19 protein-coding genes are annotated in these 21216 nt (G+C 73.9%); 14 read left to right on the top strand and 5 right to left on the bottom strand.

Going from position 1 to position 21216, the window contains the following annotated elements:
• Positions 1-2 precede the first annotated feature (2 nt).
• A complete protein-coding gene (locus BIU96_RS15505; protein WP_071293507.1) occupies positions 3-1844 on the top strand; it encodes a BTAD domain-containing putative transcriptional regulator in 1842 nt (613 codons plus the stop codon).
• Between the two features lie 30 nt (positions 1845-1874).
• On the opposite strand, the gene BIU96_RS19945 is transcribed toward BIU96_RS15505, so the two are convergent.
• From BIU96_RS19945 to BIU96_RS15495, 3 genes are all read right to left on the bottom strand, one after another.
• Complete coding sequence (locus BIU96_RS19945) at positions 1875-2018, bottom strand: hypothetical protein (protein ID WP_166645760.1); 144 nt, start codon at positions 2016-2018, stop codon at positions 1875-1877.
• The gene (locus BIU96_RS15500) at positions 2015-2818 is read right to left on the bottom strand and encodes a GNAT family N-acetyltransferase (RefSeq protein WP_071293506.1); all 804 of its coding nucleotides are present in this window, start codon (positions 2816-2818) and stop codon (positions 2015-2017) included. Before BIU96_RS15500 ends, BIU96_RS19945 begins: the two co-directional genes overlap by 4 nt.
• Before the next feature lie 90 nt (positions 2819-2908).
• Complete coding sequence (locus BIU96_RS15495; protein WP_071293505.1) at positions 2909-3727, bottom strand: hypothetical protein; 819 nt, start codon at positions 3725-3727, stop codon at positions 2909-2911.
• Positions 3728-3930: 203 nt separating this feature from the next.
• Between BIU96_RS15495 and BIU96_RS15490 the strand changes: the two genes are divergently transcribed.
• The 9 genes from BIU96_RS15490 (at position 3931) to BIU96_RS15450 (ending at position 15285) form a co-directional block, all read left to right on the top strand.
• Positions 3931-5289, top strand: a complete 1359-nt coding sequence (locus BIU96_RS15490; RefSeq protein ID WP_071293504.1) for an amidohydrolase family protein — start codon at positions 3931-3933, stop codon at positions 5287-5289.
• 113 nt (positions 5290-5402) lie between these two features.
• Positions 5403-6434, top strand: coding sequence for a hypothetical protein (locus tag BIU96_RS15485; protein WP_133520785.1), 1032 nt, complete (start codon positions 5403-5405; stop codon positions 6432-6434).
• Positions 6434-9211 carry a LuxR family transcriptional regulator gene (locus BIU96_RS15480; protein ID WP_071293502.1) on the top strand — a complete coding sequence of 926 codons (2778 nt, stop codon included), beginning with the start codon at positions 6434-6436 and terminating at the stop codon, positions 9209-9211. Before BIU96_RS15485 ends, BIU96_RS15480 begins: the two co-directional genes overlap by 1 nt.
• A gap of 94 nt (positions 9212-9305) precedes the next feature.
• Positions 9306-10574 carry an LCP family protein gene (locus BIU96_RS15475; protein WP_071293501.1) on the top strand — a complete coding sequence of 423 codons (1269 nt, stop codon included), beginning with the start codon at positions 9306-9308 and terminating at the stop codon, positions 10572-10574.
• Positions 10575-10617: 43 nt separating this feature from the next.
• Positions 10618-11193, top strand: coding sequence for a DUF4232 domain-containing protein (locus tag BIU96_RS15470; RefSeq protein WP_071293500.1), 576 nt, complete (start codon positions 10618-10620; stop codon positions 11191-11193).
• 77 nt (positions 11194-11270) lie between these two features.
• A complete protein-coding gene (locus BIU96_RS15465; protein ID WP_071293499.1) occupies positions 11271-12038 on the top strand; it encodes a hypothetical protein in 768 nt (255 codons plus the stop codon).
• Between the two features lie 73 nt (positions 12039-12111).
• On the top strand, positions 12112-13167 hold the full coding sequence (locus BIU96_RS15460; protein ID WP_071293498.1) for an amidoligase family protein: 1056 nt from the start codon (positions 12112-12114) through the stop codon (positions 13165-13167).
• A 221-nt stretch (positions 13168-13388) separates the two neighbouring features.
• On the top strand, positions 13389-14066 hold the full coding sequence (locus BIU96_RS15455; protein WP_071293497.1) for a response regulator transcription factor: 678 nt from the start codon (positions 13389-13391) through the stop codon (positions 14064-14066).
• A complete protein-coding gene (locus BIU96_RS15450) occupies positions 14056-15285 on the top strand; it encodes a HAMP domain-containing sensor histidine kinase (RefSeq protein ID WP_139200089.1) in 1230 nt (409 codons plus the stop codon). The genes BIU96_RS15455 and BIU96_RS15450 overlap by 11 nt, the downstream gene beginning before the upstream one ends.
• Positions 15286-15316: 31 nt before the next feature.
• Here BIU96_RS15450 and BIU96_RS15445 read toward each other — a convergent pair whose 3' ends face one another.
• Positions 15317-16189: an MBL fold metallo-hydrolase gene (locus BIU96_RS15445; protein ID WP_071293495.1), complete on the bottom strand. Its 873-nt coding sequence runs from the start codon at positions 16187-16189 to the stop codon at positions 15317-15319.
• A 227-nt stretch (positions 16190-16416) separates the two neighbouring features.
• Here BIU96_RS15445 and BIU96_RS15440 point away from each other — a divergent pair, with 227 nt between their 5' ends.
• The 4 genes from BIU96_RS15440 to BIU96_RS15430 all read left to right on the top strand — a co-directional run bounded on the left by BIU96_RS15440 (position 16417) and on the right by BIU96_RS15430 (position 19805).
• Positions 16417-17199 (top strand): Pr6Pr family membrane protein, encoded by a 783-nt coding sequence (locus tag BIU96_RS15440; RefSeq protein WP_139200088.1) that lies wholly within the window; start codon positions 16417-16419, stop codon positions 17197-17199.
• A 281-nt stretch (positions 17200-17480) separates the two neighbouring features.
• Positions 17481-17615, top strand: coding sequence for a hypothetical protein (locus tag BIU96_RS20440; protein WP_302847733.1), 135 nt, complete (start codon positions 17481-17483; stop codon positions 17613-17615).
• 141 nt (positions 17616-17756) lie between these two features.
• Positions 17757-18995, top strand: a complete 1239-nt coding sequence (locus BIU96_RS15435) for an NAD(P)/FAD-dependent oxidoreductase (protein ID WP_071293494.1) — start codon at positions 17757-17759, stop codon at positions 18993-18995.
• A gap of 81 nt (positions 18996-19076) precedes the next feature.
• Positions 19077-19805: an SDR family oxidoreductase gene (locus tag BIU96_RS15430; protein WP_071293493.1), complete on the top strand. Its 729-nt coding sequence runs from the start codon at positions 19077-19079 to the stop codon at positions 19803-19805.
• A 74-nt stretch (positions 19806-19879) separates the two neighbouring features.
• Here the strand turns inward: BIU96_RS15430 and BIU96_RS15425 are convergent, their stop codons facing one another.
• Positions 19880-21151: a glycosyltransferase gene (locus BIU96_RS15425; protein WP_071293648.1), complete on the bottom strand. Its 1272-nt coding sequence runs from the start codon at positions 21149-21151 to the stop codon at positions 19880-19882.
• Positions 21152-21216 lie beyond the last annotated feature (65 nt).

Genomic DNA, 21216 nt, shown 5'->3' with positions numbered 1-21216 from the left:
CCATGCGCCCATCCGCGCTCCCCACCGTCCGGTTCGCCGTCCTCGGGCCGGTCACCGCCGCCGCGCACGGTGTCGACCTCGACATCGGGTCGCCGCAGCAGCGAGCCGTGCTGGCGATGCTGCTGCTCGCCGACGGACGCCCGGTGGACGTCGACACGGTCGTGGACCGGATCTGGGGCGACACCCCGCCCCGGAGCGCCGCCGGCGTCCTGCGCACGTACGTGTACCGCCTGCGACGGGTCCTCGCACCCCACGCGGAGGCCGACGGGCTGGTGATCGGGACGGACGGCGGGGCCTACCACCTCGACCGCGGCTCTGCCGAACTCGACGTCGCGGTCGTCGAGACGGCCCGGCGTCGCGCCCGCGAACTGGTCCGTGTCGGTGACGTCACCGGAGCCGCCGACGAGCTCGCGGCCGCGACCGCCCGCTGGACCGGGACCGCACTCGGAGGGCTGCCCGGCTCGTGGGCCGACGCCCAGCGCTTCCGGCTCGGCGAGCTCCACGACGAGGTCGCCCTCGGGCGCGCGACGCTCGAGGTCCGGCTCGGTCGGTACGAGGAAGCCCTGCCGGAGCTCCGACGTGTGGCCGAGGACCGTCCGCTCGACGAGCGCGTCGCCGCGCTCCTGCTCGAGACGCTCCTCGCGCTCGGCCTCCGCAACGAGGCCCTCGGCGCGTACGACGACTTCCGGCACCGGCTCGCCGACCAGCTCGGCGTCTCCCCCGGCAGCGCGCTGCGGCAGGTGCACCAACGGTTGCTGCAGGACGACGTCACGGAACCGGCCGTCGGACTGGAGGCGCCCCCCGCGTCCGTCACCGCGCCTCCCGGCCCGCCGGTCCGACCGCCCACCGCCGCGGCGCCCGCCCAGCTGCCCCCGGACCTCGCCGACTTCGTCGGCCGTGCCGACGAACTCCAGCGCGTCCGACGCGTCGTCGCCCAGGATTCGTCCGGCGGCGTCCTCGGGATCACCGGACTCGGCGGCATGGGCAAGACGGCGTTCGCGGTGCACGCGGCCCACCGGGTGCGCACGGCCTTCCCCGACGGGCAGTTCTTCGTCGACCTCCGCGCCGCCGGCGGCGACCCGCTGACCGCCTCGGACGCCCTGCTGTCGCTGCTCCGGACCGCCGGCGTCCCACGGTCGACGATCCCCGACGGTCTGGAGGAACGCTCCACGGCGTGGCGGTCCCTGGTCGCCGACCGTCGGGTGCTGCTCGTCCTCGACGACGCGGCGAGCAGCGCCCAGGTGCGTCCGCTGCTGCCGTCCGGACCGGGCTCGCTGACCCTCGTGACATCGGTCCGACGGTTCCTCGACCTTCCGGGTACGCGGTGGACGACCCTGCTCCCCCTCGCGCCGGAGGAGTCGATCGACCTGATGGGTCGACTGGTCGGTCACGAGCGGCTCGCGGCCGAGCCGGGGCCGACGGCCAGGCTCGCGGCCGCCTGCTCCCACCAGCCCCTCGCCGTCCGTGTCGCGGCTGCCCGCCTGGCGGACCGGCCGACCTGGACCGTCGCGGAGATCGAGCAGCAGCTCTACGACGACCTCGACCAGCCGGTCGTGATGCACGCCGACTGCCGGATCGTCGACGCGCCGTTCCGACGCGCGTCCGCCGGGCTGCGCGAGGACCAGCGCGATGCCTTCCACCGGCTGTCGCACCTGCCGGAGGGACCGTTCTCCGTGGAGGAGGCGGCACGTGCGCTCCGCCGTGACACGAGGTCGACGCGTGCGGTGGTCGAGGACCTGCTCGACGCGCACCTGATCGTCGCCGAGCCCGGCGGGCGGTACGGCTTCTTCGCCCTGGTCCGCGCGTTCGCGCGACGGCAGCCGGTGCGGGAGCGCGTGGCCTGACGACCGCGCTCGACGGCGGAGGGCGGCACCTCAGTCGTCCTCGGGCAGCAGCGGGTCGGGACCGACTCCGCCCAGCTGCAGCACCACCCACCGGAGGAGCGCGCGGCAGACGACCCAGGCCGTGGCCACGCCGATGCCCAGCGCGACGAGGGACCGGGCGTGACGCGCGCTCACGCCGCGGACCACCGGACGAGGGTGTCCACCTGCCGGAACCCGAGCGACCGGTACAGCCGGAGCCCGTCGACCGAGCTGACGAGGTACGCGGCGGTCGCGCCGTCGGCGAAGCCGTCCTGCACGACCCGTTCCGTCACCGCCCGCCCTGCGCCGTGGCAGCGTTCACCGGGCAGGACCGCGATGTTGTGGACTCCGAGCCCGTCGTCCGTCCGGACGCCGAGGCCGGAACCGACGACGTGGTCGTCGAGCCGGACGGCGTACCCGGTGACCAGCGGGTCGTCGAGCAGTCCGCCTCCGAAGACCGAGCCGAACGCCGCTCGCGGTACCTCGAACCCGGCCGCGACGGTCGCGGTGTACGCACCCCACGCGTCGGCGGACACCGTGTCGACCCGGATCCGCGCCGCCGGTCCGTCCGCCGGTCCCGACCGGGTCGCCGGTCGGAAGTCCGCGCGCTGGCACACCAGGAACGGGTCCTCGTCCCGCTCGGTGAGACCGTGGCGCACGGCGGCGCGCTCGACGGCACGCAGGCGAGCCCCGTCCCGGACCGTCCCCGTCCCCCGCTGGGCGGTGATCGACCAGGGCCGGCCACTCGCCGCGGCGAGTCCGGTTGCCCGGTCGAGGTCGCCGGCGGACCAGGCCGCACCCGTCACCGTGATCGCGTTGAACGCCGCGACGTCGATGCCGGAGTCGGTGTACGTGAGCGAGCCCGCGCGGGCGACCCGTCCGACCGGGCTGGCCGCCGTCAGCCGCTGGAGGGCGTGGACGTGTTGTCGGAGGAGCACTGCGGTCTTCGTGGTCATGGCGCGATGCTCGCCGCAGCCGGCGGACCCCGCATCGGTGACATCACCGGGACGCTGTGCCCGGGGCGGTCGCACGGGTGAGCGGTTCCGTCAGGCGGCCACCCGCTGGCCGCCGGAGCGGTCGACGGTCCGGAGCGGCAGCAGCACGGCGACGGCGACGGCCACGGCGAGCGGAGCCGCGAGCGTGACCACGCCCTCCACCTGCCACAGCACTGGGCGGGTCGACGTCGACGCGTCGACGGCGGCACGGGCGACGAGCGCGGCCAGGCCGATGGCGACGAGCACCACGGCCGGCGACCCGACGAGGAACCAGGCGCGAGGCCGCACGGCGTTCGCGAGGAACCACGCGGCCAGCAGGGCGGCGAACCCGATGCTCGCGGCGACGAACCAGACCGCACCGCCGAGGACCACGCCGACCGCGACCGTGCAGGAGCCGGCGACGGCCGTGACCGCGGCCGCGCCCCACCGCCGGCGGCTCGTGGTCACGCGGGACAGCGCGACGAGCACCAGGGCCAGCGGGACGAGGAAGCCGAGGACGACCTCGAACGCCTCGCCCACGCGGTACTGCGCGGTGCTTGACACGACGAAGAACACCGTCTGGTCGAGGACGGACGCGGCGACGACGGACAGGACGGCGGCAGCGAGGAGGAGCCGGGCGGGGCGAGCGTGCGCGGGACGGGACGGGTTCATCGATCCTCCTGGTCGGGGGTGCGCGGAGCGGTGGAAGGCAGCGGTCGTGATCATCCCGAGCACGAGGGCCGTGCGCAGGACGCCGACCTCCGGAGCGGCCGCGACGTCGGCGTGCCACTGCTCGCGGCGCTCCGCGCGGAGCGGCGCGGTGGACAGGTCGGCCGCTCGGTCGACCCACCAGTGTGCGGTCTCGGCGATCCGTCGGGGTTCCTGTGGCACGGGTGGTCCTCTCGTCGGTCGATTGTGATCGACCTATGTAGATTAAGCACCTCTCGGTCATCGTGACCCGTACTCGTCCTGAGCGTCCACGCAGGTGCGGCAGGGCGTGGCCGAACATTCTTGACCGATCGATCCACAAAGCGTACAGTTCGAGACCGATCGGTCCAGTACCGGGCACCCGCGGCCGTCTCGGGGATACCACCGTGGTGCCGGCCCGGACGGACGCCGTAACGTGCGCGGGCGGATCGGCTCACCACGAGCGACAGGAGCTCCTCATCGACCACGACCACCCCGACCTCGACGGCGACCGCCACGTCCTCTGGGAGCACGCGACGGTCCTGACCGGAGCGGACGCTGCGCCGGTCCCCGACGGAGCCGTCCTGGTGCGGGGCGAACGGATCCTCGCCGTGGGGACACGTCGCGCACTCGCCGCCGCCGCACCCGGGAGCACCGTGCGTGCGGACCTCGACGGCGCCTTCCTCCTCCCCGGACTGGTCGACAGCCACCAGCACGTCGCAACCCCGCCGTCCGTGCCGTACGCCACCGCGCAGCTCGAGCGCGAGGTGTACGGCGGCGTCACCACGATCCGGGTGATGGCCGACGACCTCCGCGTCGTCGCGGAACTCGCGCGGGCCTCCGCCGCCGGCGAGCTCCCCGCCCCCGACATCGCCTTCGCGGCCTTCTTCGCCGGTCCGTCGTTCTTCGACGACGAACGGGTGCGGGTCGCCTCAGCGGGGTACGAGCCGGGGACGGCCCCGTGGATGCAGGCCGTCGACACGCACACCGATCTGGCGCAGGCGGTCGCGGTCGCCCGCGGCACCGGCGCCCGCGCGATCAAGGTCTACGCCGACCTCGCCCCTGAGACCGTCGGTCGGATCACGGACGAGGCGCACCGCCAGGGCCTCCTGGTCTGGGCGCACGGCACCGTGTTCCCGTCCGGCCCCTCGGAGGTCGTCGCGGCAGGAGTGGACTCCGTGAGCCACGCCTGCCTGCTCGGCCACGAGGGCAGACCGATCCCGGCCTCCTACGCACCGCCACGGCAGGACATCGACCTGGATCGGTTCCGCGATCGGGTCCCCGAGTCGGTGGACACGCTGCTGCGGGAGATGCGTCGTCGTGACTGCGTGCTCGACGCCACGCTGTTCGTCGACGCCCACACCGGCACGCCGACGCCCCGCCTGTCCGCTGCCGCACGGATCACCGCCCGTGCCGCCGAGCTCGGTGTCGTCGTCTCCGCGGGGACCGACTTCCCGACGACGCCCGACGACCCGTTCCCCGCGATCCACCGGGAACTCGCCCTGCTGGTCGAGCAGGCCGGCTTCACCCCGGCCCGCGCACTCGCCGCCGCGACGGTCGGCGGCGCGGCGGCACTCGGGCGCTCCGCCGACCTCGGGCGCATCGCACCGGGCGCACGCGCCGACATGATCGCCACCGCGGAGGACCCCACGTCGGACCTGTCGGCGCTGCGGTCGATCACGACGACCATCACCCGGGGTCGTCGCCTCGACCGGCGCGGGTTCGACCCCCGGGCTCGCGCTCGGGAGCGGACGTGGCGCCCCTGATGCGTCCGGTGGCGTGACGTCGACACGACGTCGACACCGCCGACCGATGATGAACCCCCGATGCCGACTCCCAGCGAGCCGTCCGCACCGACCGATCGCCCTGAGGATGCCCGATGCCCATGTCCCCCTCCGTCTCGAAGCCGACCACACAGCACGACCGCGGCGCAGTCCGAGAGCACCTCGCGCGCTCGGGGGTGCTCGACGCCTGGCGCCCCGACCGCGGTGGTCCGACCCCGTGGACCGTCGCCGACATCGCCGATCGCCTGCGCGACCTCGGCGCGGCGGACGCCGACCTCGGGTGGATCGGCGCGGTCGCCGCGGTGACGAACCTCGCGGTCGCGGAGTTCCCCGACGAGACGCTGCACGAGGTCTGGGAGTCGGACGGCGACACGCTCGTGGCCGGCACCCTCGCCCCGCAGGGCACCGGCACCTGGACCGACGGCGCGTTCCACGTGCGCGCGGTCTCGACCCCGGCGAGCGGCCTGCCCTGGGCGGACTGGGTCATGGCGACGGTCCGCGACGCCGACTCCGGCGCGCTGGTGCGGGTCCTCGTCCCCATCGCGGACGTCCGCGTGGAGACGACCTGGGACGCCTCGGGCCTGCAGGACTCCGGTGGTGACACCGCGCACCTCGAGGACGTCGTCGTGCCCGCTCGGAGGACCCGGACCCTCGCGCCGGCGCCGTCGGTGGCTCCGCTGACGTTCTTCGCCACGATCTTCTTCGCCGCCCCGTTGATCGGCGCCGTCGAGTCCGCGCTCGACCGGGTCCTCGACGACGTCGCAGCCCACGGGGAACGATCCGCCCGAGCCGACGTGCGGGCAGCCGTCGGTGCCGCTGCCCGCGACGTGGCCCGTGCCGCGGGTCTGCGCGCGGCTGCGTCGGGCGCCCTCGGAACCCGCGACGAGGTGGACGCGCTGCCCGCCGTGGCCCGTGCCACCTCGGCCGACCTCGCCGTGCAGGCACTCGCCGCGGCCGAGCAGGCGCTCCCGCTCCTCGTGAGCGGGACCGGAGCGGCGGCACTGCGCACGGGGCACCCGCTCGCGCGGACGGTCCGCGACGTCGCCGTCGGCGCGCGGCACACGGCGCTCTCGCCGACCAAGTCGGCGCTCGCCCACACCGACGCGCTGTTCGAGGGTCGCTCCTGATGGCCCGACAACGCGACGAGCAGCCGTCGCACAACCGCATCCCGCTCGAGCGTCGCGACCTGTTGGAGCGCATGGTGCGCGTCGCCGGCGAACGCGGCGGCCGCCTGGCCATCGTCGGGGAACCCGGCGTCGGGAAGACCACGATGCTCGAGGCGCTCGCCGGCCGACTGGCCCAGGACCGCATCGTGTTGATGCTGCGGTTCGACGAGGGGACGACGGGCCCGTACGCGGCGGTCAGGACACTCCTGCGACTCGTTCCCGACCGCATCTTCCGCACCCTGCCCATCGGCTACCGGGCGGTCCTGGAGCAGGTGCTCCAGACCGCTCCCCCGGGGTTCGCCGACCACCGGATGCTCGAAGCGGCGTTGCGGCACCTCTGCAACGTCCTCGCCGCAGCGCACACGGTGGTGATCCTGGACGACGCGCACCTGGCGGACCGGGAGTCCGTCGACCTGATGGCCCCGATGTTCCGGCCACCGCACGAGGCCGCCGGGACGGTGCTCATCGTTGCGCGGGAGCTGGACGCCGGCGGCCCGGTCACCTCGTGGAAGGTGGTGTTCACCGCGTCGCAACTCGCCTTCCTGGCGCCGCTCAGCCCCGCGGCGGTCGCCGGCGTCCTGAAGGACTCCGAGCTCGGGGGCCTCTCCGCGACGGACCTCAACGAGATCGCGACGGAGAGCGGCGGCAACCCGTCGTGGGCGATCGACCTGGCGATCACGCGGCTCTCCGGGGACGACCGGACGGCCGCGTCGACGTCACGTGCCCTCGCGTCGACGATCCGTCGGATCGAACGACTCCCCCCGGCCGTCCGAGAAGTCCTCGCGGTCACGGCGTCGATGCGCGGTGGCACCGTCGAGGCGCTCTTCCACGTGGTCGGGCAGGCGGAGGACGCCCTCGCCGAGGGCGTCGCACTCGGCGTCCTCAGCACCAAGGGGCACGAGGTCGCCGTCCGGACCCCGCTCCTGCGTGCCGCGATGTCGGCGATGCTGTCCGCGCAGGAGCGGCGAGCGCTGCACGCCGGGCTCGCCGAGTCCCCCCTGCCCGCTGAACAACGACTCGAGCACCGCGACGACGCCGTCCTGCCGGGGCCGCGACCGGACCTCGCGGAGGAGCTGCGGGCCGCCTCGGGCCGCGCCCGCCGGATCGGGACGACCTCGAACGCGCTGCGCCTGGCGATGCGCGCGGTCGCGCGGTCCGACGGACGCTCCGACGCGCACGTGGACCGCGTCCTGCACGCCGCGGAACTCGCGGGAGCGCACGGCGATGCCGCGCTCGTCAGGCGGTTGTCGGCGACCCTCGACCCCGCCGTCCTGGCACCGGAGCAGTTCGACCGGATCGCGGTCGTCAGCGCCGAGGCGATCGCGCAGGACCTCGGCGTCGACGCGCTCGACCGTCGGCTCGCGAACGCCAGACGGTCGTTCGAGTCGGGCGACGTGCGCGCATCGATCATCGACGTGCTCCGGATCCTCTGGTCCTCCGGTGGAGCGAGCGACGTCGCGCACGAGCTCGAAGACCGCGCCGCCGAGCTCCCGCCCGAGGTCGCTCCGAACACGCTGCGCGCAGCGCTGGAGGACCTCGCGTTCCGGCTCCTCGACGCGGGCGAGGGACTCTCGTCGGAGATCATCGCGAGGACCCGGGCCGTCGAGTCGGCCAGCGGCACGCTGGACCTGACCTCGAGCGCGGCGTCCATCGAGGCGACGGGCGCCTACCAGGCAGACGACCTCGGCCGTTCGCGTCCCGCACTCACCGCCTTCGTCCGGACCGCGGAACTGCTCGGTGCGCACCCGACCACCACCCGTGCGCTCGCGCACGCGGCCATCGTCGAGATCCTCGCCGGACGCGTCGTCCAGGCGGCATCGCTCCTCCACGAGGCCGAGCAGCACGCGCTCCGCCTGGTGGACCCGCCGGCTCCGCTCACCCGCGCCCGGGGACTCTTCGCACTCACCCGGAACGACCGCGAGACGCTCGAGGAGATCCTGACCGGGTGGTCGAGCCCGGCGGCGACGATCCGCGGCAGCCTGCTCGTCCACGGCCTCGCCGGCATCGACGCGGCCTGGTCCGAGAACTGGACGGAGGCGCGGACCGAGCTCGAGCTGGCCCTGGAGCTGGCCGAGGCGAAGGGCATCGTGGAGCCGGGACGACGCCTGTGGATCGACATCGAGCTCGCCCGTGCCCGTGTCCACCTCGGCGACCTCGACGGCGCCGAACACCTCGCCCGTCGACTCGCCGCGCTCGACGAGTCCCACCGGCGACCCCATGCCCACGGCCAGTCGCTCCGGATCCGGGCGATGGTCGCGATGCGGCGGGGCCAGCAGGACGAGTCGCTCCGGCTCGCCGAGGAAGCCGTGGAAGAGCTCCGCCGCGGCGGCTTCGCACCCGAGTCGGCGCGCGCGCAACTCGATCGTGCGCAGCTCCTGCTGGACGCCGGCCGCAGCGGACGGGCACGACAGGTGCTCGCCGACGTCGCGACGAGCCGGATCCACGCCGACGACCCGCGGATCGCCGCCCGGACACTGCGTCTGGCCGAGGCCGCCGACACCGTCGACGGTCGAGCGCTGCTGACGGCCGCCGAGACCCGGGTCGCGCAGTCGGCTGCCGCCGGACGGACGAACCGCGAGATCGCCGCCCAGCTGTTCGTGAGCGTCAGGACGGTCGAGACGCACCTCGGCAACGCCTACCGCAAGATGGGCGTCCGCACGCGCACCCAGCTCGCCCTCGCCCTGAACGACCTCGGCCAGGACGACCCGGGCCCTGGCCGAGGCTCCGGCCCCGCATGAGCGTCGGACACGCGTCCGGCTCCGGCTCCGGCCCCGGCTCCGCCTCGGGGCGGAGCCGGAGGACCGGTCGGCACCACAACCGAACGGAGTACCCATGACACAGCGCCACCGGTCGCAGCCCCTCGGCATCGCCCGTCACGGACGGCTTCCGCGCCGGCGCGGATGGGGCCGCGTGACGGGCATCGTCGGCGCAGCGGCGGCCGTCGTCCTGGTCAGTGCCACCAGTCTCGTCGCGATCGCGGGTGCGCAGCTCGACGCGGCACCGCACACGGTCGCCCTCAGCACCGACGACCAGAGCGTGGCGCGGGCCGCCGACATCACCGCGATCCCGGGCGGCGCCAACATCCTGCTGATCGGATCCGACACCCGCGTCGGACAGTTCGACGCGGCCGACGGGCTCGCCGGCGCGCGCAACGACGTGACGATCCTCGTCCACGTCTCGGCCGACCACACCCGGTTGACCGCTGTGAGCTTCCCGCGCGACCTGGAGATCCCGCTCCCGTCCTGCAGGAACCCGGAGAGCGGAACGACCTACCCCGCCGCCGCGAAGGCCCTGCTCAACACCGCGCTCGGCCACGGCGGGATCTCGTGCGTCGTGGACACCATCGAGAACCTCACCGGCGTGACGATCCCGTACGCCGGTCTGATCACCTTCGACGGGGTGATCGCGATGTCGAACGCCGTCGGTGGTGTCGACGTCTGCGTCGCCAAGCCCATCGACGACGACTACGTCGGGCTGCACCTCTCGGCGGGGACGCACGCGCTCAGCGGTGCGACGGCGCTCGAGTTCCTGCGGTCGCGCCACGGCGTGGGTGACGCCAGCGATCTCGCCCGCATCAGCTCGCAGCAGGTGTTCCTCTCGGCGCTCCTCCGGAAGGTGACGTCGAACGGCACGCTGAGCGATCCGGTGACGCTCTACCGTCTCGCCGGTGCGGCGCTGAGCAACATGACGCTGTCCGACGGGTTGCACCAGCCCCGGACGATCGTGGGACTGGCGTCGATGCTGCGGTCCATGGACACGTCGGACATGCTCTTCGTGCAGTACCCCGTCACCGACGACCCCGATTCGCCCGCGCACGTCCTCCCTGAGCCCGAGCCCGCTCACGCGCTCGACGTCGCCATCCAGGACGACCAGCGGACGTCGTTGAGCGACTCCACGACGGGGCGGGCGTCCACGCCGGTCACCGCTGCTCCGCCGTCGTCCGACGCCGCGAACGGCAGCGCAGGGGCCGCGCACGGCAGCGCCGGCGCTCCCGGGACCACCCGGGCGCAGCCCGCCGAGCCGGGCCCGTCAGCCACCCCGTTGCCGTCGGCGATCACGGGGCAGAGCGCGGCGGAGCAGACCTGCACCGTCGGGTCGTGACCGCTTCATCGTCGTCTCATGCCGCCAGTGTCAGGTTTTCCGTGTGCAGCAGCTGACGCTCCGAGGGACGGTGATCGCGACCCTGGTGGTCGCCCTCGCCGTGACCTCGGCCGGTTGCACGTCGTCCACACGCCCGACCGGCCGGGACCACGAGCACGTGCAGAGCCTGCGGTCGCCGCGGTGCCACGACTCCTCGCTGTCGGCCAGCGTGAGCGGCCGCGACGGAACGGCGTTGCCGCCCCGTCCGACCGACGAGGGTGCGGTGCTCCTTGCCGTCGTCTTCACGAACGAGGGCGACCACAGCTGCGTCCTGCAGGGATGGCCCACGGCACGCCTGGTCTCCCACGGGAGCCCCTTCGGTCCGGACGCCCTCGAGATCCGAGCCGTCCCCTCGCCGGCGGTCACACTCCGCCCGGCGAAGCGCGCACAGGTGTACGTCGCCCTGCACGCGGGGGAGTCGCCGATCGACTGCGTCGAGGCCGAGCCGGAGGCGCTGGCGGTGGTGCTGCCGCACAGTGAGAGCACCCTGACGGCCGGCCTGCCCACCGGGTACCTCGGATCGACCTGTCGCGCGGAGACGGCGACGTTGATCGGCATCCAGGCGGTGCTCCCCCTCTGAGGTCGGCGCGATGCGCTCGTCCCTCCTGAACTCATCCGGCGAAGTCAGTCCCACTCCACCATCGGAAGGAAACGACCATGAACACGAACACCTCGAGCACACGGGGCCGCGCGTTCCGACGCATCGGCGGCGCAGCCCTCGTCACCGGCGCTGCGGCGTGCGCTGCCGCAGCACTCTTCGGCACGCTGCCCGCCCAGGCGACGGTGACGCACGACGCCGCGACGACGACCACCGCGGTGCGCACGACGTCCGACCGCACCGTCCCCGCGGCGGCTGCGACCGGCGCCCAGCGCGCCAAGGCGGAGAAGGACGCCGCGATCCGCAAGATCCAGAACGACCCCACGACGAAGAACCTCGACGCGTACTACGCGGCGGGCTACAAGTACGAGGACGCGCTCGACCTCGCGGCCCTGTGGAACGCCTCGGACCGGAACCATGCAAAGTTCACCGCCGGGGCGGAGCTCCGTGCCGGCCACACGCTGCCGTTCGCTCCCGGCGCCGGGTTCGCCCGGAGCTACACGAGGGCGCAGCAGGTGCACGCGTTCGAGATCGCCGAGGTCGACGACGGCGGGCTCGCGGCACGCCTCGCCGCCTCGTGGAAGGTGTCCCCGGAGACCGCGAAGGCCAAGGCCGGCGCACTGGCCCTGGCGAACCAGCCGGTCCCGCTGGAGCACCCGACGCCCTCGGCCGGTGACGCGGCCACCGCGTTCGCGGCCGCCGGGTACGACTACGCCGATGCCGAGAAGCTGGCCCAGATCTGGAAGATCGACGCCTACAGCGCCAAGGTCAAGGCCGGTCAGGACCTGCTGAGCTCCCCGCAGATCCCGCTCCCGATCCAGCCGTGACCGACGGACCGGTGCCGGGTCCCCGGACCGGCACCGGTCCCGCGTCTCCCCTCCACCGCACGAAGGACCCACGATGACCACCCTCAGGCGCCGCATCGGCTTCGAGATCGAGCTGCTGGCTCCGCGCGGTTCCGACCGCCGTGCCCTCGCAGGGAGTGTGGCCGACCAGGTCGGCGGCCGCGTGTCGACCGTGTTCCACACGGACTCGGAACCGTCGCTCGTCCCCGGGATGGGGCAGTTCTGGCACCTGACCCCGGGGTTCGCCGTGAACGACGGTGCCGGGCGACCGGTCGCGTCGTTCGTCGACGACATCACGCTGGTCGACGACCTCCGCGACCTCGCGGACCCGACGGACGTGCCGAGCGCGGAAGACGGCTGGTACCGGATCCTGTCCGACGAGCCCCGTCTGCTCCGGCTCGTCGAGCGCCACGAGACCCCCGGCGCACCGTTCGACCGCGTCCTCCGGTCGGCTGCGGAACTGTTCGGTACCCGGGTCGACGTCATCGGTCCCGTCCGCCGGCTCGACGACGAGAGCGGAGCGACCCTCGCCATGGCGACGGCACTCGCGCGCGGACGCGACCGCCCGTGCGAGATCGTGACGGCCCCGTTGACCGCCGACCACCACGCGACCCTCGAACTCCTGCTCGGCCGGGCCCGGACGCTCGGCTTCACCGTGCCCAGGGAAGCCGCGGTGCACCTGCACTTCGACGGAGCGCCCTTCCGAGCGCCCGGACCGTTCGCGAACCTCGTCCGGCTGTTCGCGCTCTGGCGGGACGAGCTCCGGTCGGCGCTCGGCTCGAACCCCGCGGCCACGAGGGTCCGTCGGCTGCCGGACGAACTCCTCGCACTGGTCGAGACCGCCGACGGCTGGCCCGCTCTGCAGACCGCGGCGGCCGGCGTCGGTCTGACCAAGTTCTTCGACGTCAACCTCACCGCGCTCCTCGACGCCGACCCGGTCCGCGACACCGTCGAGGTGCGGATCCTGCCCGGTTCGATCGACGCCGACGCGATCACCGAGCGCGCAGCGCTCGTGGAACAGCTCCTCGACCGGTGTCTCCTGTCGGAGCCCGTTCCGTCGCCCGAGCGCGCGGGTGGTGACCTCCGTGCGCTCGCCGACCACGTCGTCTGACCGGACGCGGCCGATGCCGACCGGCGGGACGATGACGACCCGGGCGCTCCCCGCGGCACCGCAGTGCCGCTGCCGCGTCTACGGCATCCGGTGCGTCCGGCCCGACCGGCACGCGGGCGAGCACGAACGCGGAGCGCTCCGGTGGTGAGCGGTCCGGACGGCACCCGGCCGACCGGTGCCGGGTCCTCCCCGTCCGTCGGCGAGCGTGGGACGGCGACGACGTGAAGGTCCTGCTGCTGGAGGACGACCGGTCCCTCGCGACCGAGGTCGAACGCGTCCTGCGTCGTGCGGGGTACGCGGTCGACGTCACCCGCACCTACCAGGACGCCGACGTCGCCGCGGTCTCCGGCGACTACGCGTGCCTGGTCCTCGACCGGAGCGTTCCCGGTGGCGACGGCTCGGAGCTGGTCGCCGCGCTGCGGAGGAGCGGGGACCTGACGCCCGCGATCCTCATCACCGCACGGGACGCGTTGGCCGACCGGGTCAGGGGCTTCGACCTCGGCGCGGACGACTACCTCGTGAAGCCCTTCGCCGCGGTCGAGCTGGTCGCACGGGTCCGTGCGCTCAGCCGTCGGGGCCAGGTCACGCTCCCCCCGGTGCTCGACGCGGTTGGCATCCACCTGGACGTGCAGCGGCACACGGTCCATCGGCACGCTACGAAGCTGCTCCTCCGCGCGAAGGAGTTCGCCGTGCTCGAGGAACTACTCCGTTCGGGCGGCGGCGTCGTGACGAGGGCCGAGCTCGTCGAACGGTGCTGGGACGAACTCCACGATCCGGCGTCCAACGTCGTCGACGTCGTGATCGGGCAGCTCCGGAAGCGCCTCGGGTCGCCGCCCGCCATCCACACGGTGCGCGGCGTCGGCTACCGCGTGGGGGACGAGGCGGCCGGTGACGCCTGAAGCGCGGCACCTCCGCCGGTTGCGGTGGCGAGGCACGGTGCTCTTCGCGATCACGACGGCGATGTGCCTGGTGGTCCTCGCCGTGATGGCGTCCGTCATCGACTCGCGCTCGCACACGCGCGAGACCTACCGCGAACTCACCGTGCTCGCGGAGCAGCTGGCCCGGTCGGCGGAGTCGTCCGGCCCCGAGGTCCGGTTCGACGCGCAGGACGTCGCGACCTGGACGTCGATCGACGGCACCTTCGCGTACGTCGACCCGGCCGGCATCGTGGTGGCCTCGCCGTCGCAGCGTGCGCTCCCCACGTCTGCGATGATGACCGACCTGATGAAACGAGCACGGCACGGCGACGGGGCCGTCCGGACGAGGGCGCCCGCCGTCGGGAGCGGTCGGCCCGTCGACTGGGTCGTCCTGGCGGTCCCGTACTCCGACACCGTCGTCTTCGCCGGGGCCTCGGCCACTGCCCCACCCGACCACCGTCGGCTCGATCTCCTGCTGGTCCTGACGGTCGCCGGGCTCTGCGCCCTCGGGACCGCGCTCGGACACCTCCTCTCCGGACTCGCCGTGCGTCCGTCCATCCGGAGCATCGAGCAGCACGAGCAGTTCCTCCGCGAAGCTGCCCACGAACTGCGGACGCCACTCGCCGTGATGCGGCTCGCGCTCGACGACGGGTCGCCGCACCTCGGGTCGATCTCGACGCAGGTCACGCGGATGTCGGCGCTGGTGGGCCGGCTCCTCGACCGCGCGCGCATCCGGAGCGCCGACCCCGCGTCGTTCGAGCTCGAGCCCGTCCGCCTCGACCAGGTGATCGAACTCGCCGTGGAGGAGTTCGAGGACACAGAGGGCGGGTCCGGCGTCCGGCTGGACCTCGACCCGTCGGTGGTCGTCGGGCACGCGGAGCTCCTGGCGCAGGCGGTGCGGAACCTCGTCGAGAACGCGCTCCGCCACGGCACCGGCCCGGTCGTGGTGGCGCTCCGCGGCGACGTGCTGATGGTCACGGACCGGGGCTCGGGGATCCCGGTCCGCCGACGGCGCGCGGTGCTCGAGGGTGGACGGACGACCGCTGCGGGTGGGACCGGCACCGGGCTCGCCATCGTGTCCTGGGTCGCCGACGTGCACGGGGCCGACCTCACCCTCGGGGACGCCGAACCGCACGGGCTGCGCGTCACCCTCACCTTCCCGGGGCCGAGCGCTCGACGACCGCGCTCGAACGCGAGGTGACCGGGTCCCCACACCCGGCCCCGCCGGTCGGCTACCGCAGCGCGTCGGTGACCGGTCGTGCGGCGTCCGGGTCGAACCGGCGGAACACCGCGTCCGGGAAGTGCGGGCCGACGAGGACCACGTCCTCGGTGCCGACACGACGCGCGATGGCGCGACGGGTCCGGACGGCTTCCTCGGCGTCGTGGTCCCCGACCCAGACCACGTCAGGGTGCAACACCTCTCCTGGGCAGTGCACCGCATCGCCGACGATGAAGGCGCTCAAGCGGCTCCCCTGCACGGCGAACGCGTGGTGGCCCGGGGTGTGCCCGGTCGTCGCGACGGCGGTGACGCCCTCGACCGGTCGGGCGCCGTCGGTGAGGCTGTGTCGGCGCTCGTCGATCAGGGCCAGCTCGTTCGGTCGCGGGGCGACTGCGTCGGAGCGGTGCTCGGGTCGGTTCCAGAACGCCCACTCGGCGTCGTCGAGCCAGTACTCCGCGCTCGGGAAGGTGTGGACTCCGTCGACGTCCTCGTCCCCGATCCACCCGACGTGGTCGGCGTGCAGGTGGGTCAGCAGGACCGTGTCGACGTCGCCGGGCTCGACCCCGATCGTGCGGAGGTTGTCGAGGAGCATGCCGCCGCGCATGAACGCGTCGCGTGTCGTCCCGGGTCGGACGAGCGGGATGGTTCGTCTGCCGATGCCCGCGTCGACGAGGATGCGGCGTCCCTGCGTCGAGATGAGGATCGCGCCGACGCTCAGGACGAGCATCCCGTCGTCGTCGAGCACGTCGAGGCCGTCGGACAGCACGGCGTCGTGCCCGCGGGGGTAGGCGAGCGCGGGTTCGGCGCGGAACTCGCCGTCCGGCACGTAGGTGAGCGTGATGCCGCCGAGGTCGAGGCTCGTGACGGCAGCGGGGGATGCGGGCACAGGAGGCTCCAGTCCGTGGTCGGGGTGAGGACGGGGACAGTCTGCGCGGCCGGGTGCCGGTGCCGCCTCCGCGCTCTCACGGAGTTCGACGCCGACCACGACCGGGCACCGGAGGGCGAAGGAGGGCGACGTGGACTTCAGCAGCCCTGCGGATGCCGACCATGAGCGCTCGACCGAGGGTGGTGGGGCCCGGTCGATCCCGGCCGGGCGATCGAAGGAGGACCATCGTGGCTGCTCTCCAGCTGCACCAGTCGACGCCCAGCCCGACGTCCGCACCCCCGGCACGGAACGCACCGGCGACCGGGATCGCGAGCGCCCGGGCGGCGGTGGCGACCCTGATCGCCCTGGCACTCGCTGCCCAGTACGGGCAGAGCGTGGTCTTCTGGCACCACATCGGTGTGACGAGCATCCCGGGGAAGACCCTCGACTTCGCGCTGTTCTTCACGGAGGACTCGAACGCCGCGGCGGTCGTCGTGTTGGTGGTCGGTGTGGTGCGGCTCGCGCTGGCGGTCCGCCCGACGACCGCGTGGACGACGACACGGCTCGCCGTGACGGTCTGCGTCGTGATGACGGCCGTCGCCGACAACGTGCTGCTCCGCGGCCTGCCGCACCCGGACGGCTCGGTGCTCCCCTGGGCCGACGACGTCGTGCACATCGTCGGCCCCGCGCTGGTGCTCCTCGACTGGCTCGTCGCCCCGGACCGCGTCCGGCTCCCCGTCCGACTGCGGACGGTCGGCCTGGTGGCCGCCGCGCCGGTCGTGTGGCTCGTCGTCACGCTGACGCGGGGACCCTTCACCGGGGACCAGGCGAGTGATGCGGTCCACTACTACCCGTACGGTTTCCTGGACCCCGACACGTCCCGGTACGGGTACGCGTCGGTCGCCGCGTACGTCCTCGCCCTCCTGCTGTTCCTCACGCTGACCACGCTGGCGCTGTGCTGGTCCACGCGGCTGCGCTGGCATCCGCGACCGTCGACGTCGCGCCGTCCCGGGGACGGCGTGCGCGAGTGAGCGGTGCCGGACGGAACCCGCGCCGGGGAACCGCGGCGAGGACCCCCACGGTCCCCGCCGGGCGGCCCCCAGCGGGACCCGGTTCCCCGGCACGGCCTCCAGCGACGGGCCGACCCGAACGGCCGCGTCCGCACCAGGATCCGCGACACCGGTCGGTCGTGCATCGGTGGGACCACCGGACACCGACCACCGGCGACCGGCCCCTCGGCCCGGCCCGCGCTGGTGCAGGAACCGGTGGGAACCCTGAGGGAGAAGCCGGTGCGGCCACCGAAGATGCTCGCATGACGCATTCTCATGTGAACGATCCCGACGTGCCGTTCGACGGCAGCACCGACCCGGTGACGACGAGCACCCCGGACCGCGACGAGGACGTCCGGCCGGACGAGCAGCACGCGCAGCCCCGCAGCGACTGGTGACGAGCGCGTCCACCAGTCCTCCCCGTGGTCGCACGGATGCGACCACGGGCCGTCCGACCCGATGCTGCTCCTGTCCGTCGGCCAGGTACGGGCACGGCACAGGCGCGCAACGCGCACGGAACGTGAGGACGTGCAGGTCGGATGCAACGAGTACTGGACATCGCGGTCTGCGGTGGCGGCATCGCCGGCCTCGCGACCGCGCTGCTGCTCACCCGCGCGGGGCACCGGGTCCGTGTCCACGAGCGCGACGCCGACGCCGACGCCCGTGACCAGGGCGGGAGCATCGGGATCGACGGTGCGCTCGGCCGCGTCGTGCTCCGACGCATGGGCCTGGACGCGGCCTTCGCCGAGATCGCCCACCCCGAGGCAGCGGTCGGGCGGCTCGTCGACGCCGCGGGGACCGTGCTGCGCGAGTCGCCGGGGGTGACGGACTCCGGCGACGCCGAGGTCGAACGGCCGCGCCTCCGTCGTCTGCTGCTGGACCGGCTCCCTCGCGGCACCGTCGAGTGGGGGCACCGCGTCCGTGCGCTCGAGGACGACGGCGGGCGGGTGCGCCTCCGGTTCGACGACGACACCGAGGCCGTCGCCGACCTCGTCGTCGGAGCGGACGGTGCGTGGTCGCGCGTCCGCGCCGCGGTGGGCGGGACCGAGCCGGTCTACAGCGGGATCACGTTCCTCGACCGCCGGTTCCCGGACGTCGAGCGGGACTTCCCGCGCGTCGCGGAGACCATCGGCCGGGGCACGCTCTTCGGCGCCGACAGCGGCCTCGGGTTGATCGCGCAGCGCATCGGGCGGAACGCGCGGGTGTACGTCGCGTTCCGCGCGGAGCTCGCACGCGTGCGCGAGACACCGGTGCAGCGGCTTCGCGCCGGACTCCAAACGGCGTTCGACGCCGCCGGGTGGGCCCCGTCGCTCCTGGAGCTCGTGTCCGCCGGTGCCGAACCGGGGACGGTCCGTCCGGTGTTCGAACACCCGGCCGGCCACCGGTGGGCGAGTCCCCTGGCCGCGACGCTCGTCGGCGACGCGGCACACCTGCAGTCCCCGTTCTGCGCGCTCGGGACCAACGGCGCGCTGCTCGACGCCGCCGACCTCGCCGACGCACTGGACGGCGCCGCGACGGTCGACGAGGCACTCGTCGCCTACGAGGCGAGGATGTGGCGCCGAGCGGCCCCGAACGCGGCGGCGGCGCACCGGAGCCTCCGGTGGTTCATGCACGACGACTCCCCGGGTGAGTACCTGCGCCGACGCGACGGTCACACCTGTCGTCCCGCACCGGCCGTCTCGCTGGACGAGCCGTGGTCCCCGGGGGCCGTCGCGGCACGGTGGGCGACCGACGACTCCGACCCCGTCCCCCGTGCGGGTCGCCGACGACCCGTGTGATCACCGATGCCGGGCCCGAGCGGGCGCGCGACGATGCACTCGGAAGGCGCTCCGGTGGTGGAGCGTCGGAGAGGAAGACCGATGGACCTGCCTCGCATCGAAGGCTCCCGGATCCTGGTGACCGGAGCGAACGGCGGACTCGGGGTCGAGTTCGTCGACCAGGCACTCGCGCGCGGCGCGGAGCGGGTCTACGCGACCACGCGCACGCACCGTGACTGGGACGACGACCGCGTCGTGCCGATCGAGCTGGACGTCGACGACCCACGGGCCGTCGAACGAGCGGCCGAGGTGGCGCACGACGTCACGATCACCGTGAACAACGCGGGGGTCGCCTCCCTGGAGCCCCTCGCGACGGGCGACGTCGACGTGCTCCGCCAGGTCGTCGAGACCAATCTCTGGGGCGCCCTCGGCGTCGCGCGGGCGTTCGCGCCGGTGATGGCGACGAACGGCGGCGGCACGCTCGTCAACGTGCTGTCGGCGGCGAGCTGGGCGCACCGGCTGGGTGCCTACAGCGTGTCCAAGGCCGCGCTCTGGGCGGCGACGAACGTCCTGCGTCTGGAACTCGCGCCGAGCGGCGTCCGCGTGGTCGGGGTGCACCTCGGCTTCACCCGCACGCCGATGCTCACGAAGTACGACGTCCCGATGCCGCCCATGGGCGAGGCAGTCGACGTGGTCCGGTCGGCGTACGACCAGATCGAAGCGGGCGCGCTCGAGGTCCTCGCCGACGAGCGCAGTCACACGGTCCGGCAGACGCTGGCGCTGCCGCTCGGAGAGGCGTACCCCGAGCTCGAGCAGCTCGGACTCCTCTGAACCGAGGACCCGAGCGGACCGAAGACCCGAGTGGACCGAGGAACCGAGGACGAACCCCCGCGCGGGCGCCGCCGTCAGCGGCCCCGCCGGGCCGGCGCGCCCACGGCCTCGATCGCGTCGGCTGCCCCGCGCGTCCCGTCCTCGGCGGCGAGCGACGTCCGGAACGAGCGAGCCCGTCGGCGGGCGTCCGGCCCGAGCAGGGGCCGGATCGCCTCGACCAGGCGGGCGCCGGTCAGCTGCGCGAACGGCATCCAGGTCCCGAGTCCGCGGTCCTCGAGACGCTGCCCCCAGAACGGTTGGTCGAACGACACCGCGCAGACGACGCTCGGGATCCCGGCGGCCACCGCCTCCGCCGTCGTGCCGGCGCCCCCGTGGTGCACGGCCACGACGCAGCGCGGCAGGACCGCAGCGTGGTCGACGGGCCCCACGACCCGGACGCGCTCGGAGTCCTCCCGGTCGCCGAAGTCGGACCAGCCCGCGCCGATCAGCCCGCGGACGCCGAGCTCCTCGCAGACGCGGTCGACGAGCGCCGTCATCGCGGCGGGGTCCCGCACGGGCATGCTCCCGAACCCGAAGAAGACCGGCGGTTCCCCGGCGGCGAGCCACTCCTCGAGCCGTCCGTCGACGCCGGCGTCACCCCAGCGAGCGTGGTCGTGCGCCGTGGCCCGCGGGAACCCGGTCAACGGTCGGATCGGCGACCAGTCCCGGAGCTCGGGGACCAGCAGGCTGCTGTACGCCTGCACCTCGAGGTCCGGCGGTGGGAACTCACCCCGGTCCTCGGGACGCCGGGTGAGTCCGAGCGCGCGGCGGAAGTCGCCGAGGTACTCCGCGTTCGCGATGCGGTCGCGGCGAGCGGCGATCCGGTGGGTCACCAGGTTCACCGCACCGGGGAGCCGTGCGGTCGACACGGAGAACGCGGGGAAGAACCGGTTCGACCGTCGCGGCGAGTGGACGAGGGCGACCACGGGGATGCGCGCGACGCCGGCGATGTGTCGCACCTCCTCGAGCGTGAGGTGGTTGCCGACGATCACGTCCGCACCCGAGCTCGCCGCGATCACCGCCGGGAAGAAGGTCGGCGCGATGCGCTGCTTGAACGCGGCGATCCCGGTGAGGTACGCGCGGGTCCCGCCGGTCCGGAGGAACTCGCTGCCGTCGTCCGACCGCAGGAAGGCGCGGATGTCGACGCCGAGCGGGACCGTGTCGAGGCTGAGCGCGCGGCCCATCGGGACGAGGTCGTCGGCGGTCGCCAGGACGACCCGGTGTCCCCGGCGGTGGAGTTCCGCGGCGACCAACGCAGCGGGTTGGACGTCGCCGCGGGTGCCGGGTGTGATGAACGTGATCTGCATCGTGGCCGGAACGGTACCGAGCAGCACTCGACTCCACCCCCGTGGTCCCACTGAGCGTCGGGTGG

Origin of the sequence: Curtobacterium sp. MCBA15_008, from assembly GCF_001865065.1 — a bacterium.
Classification (GTDB): Bacteria; Actinomycetota; Actinomycetes; order Actinomycetales; family Microbacteriaceae; genus Curtobacterium.
This window is presented reverse-complemented; position numbering and strand designations above follow the sequence as displayed.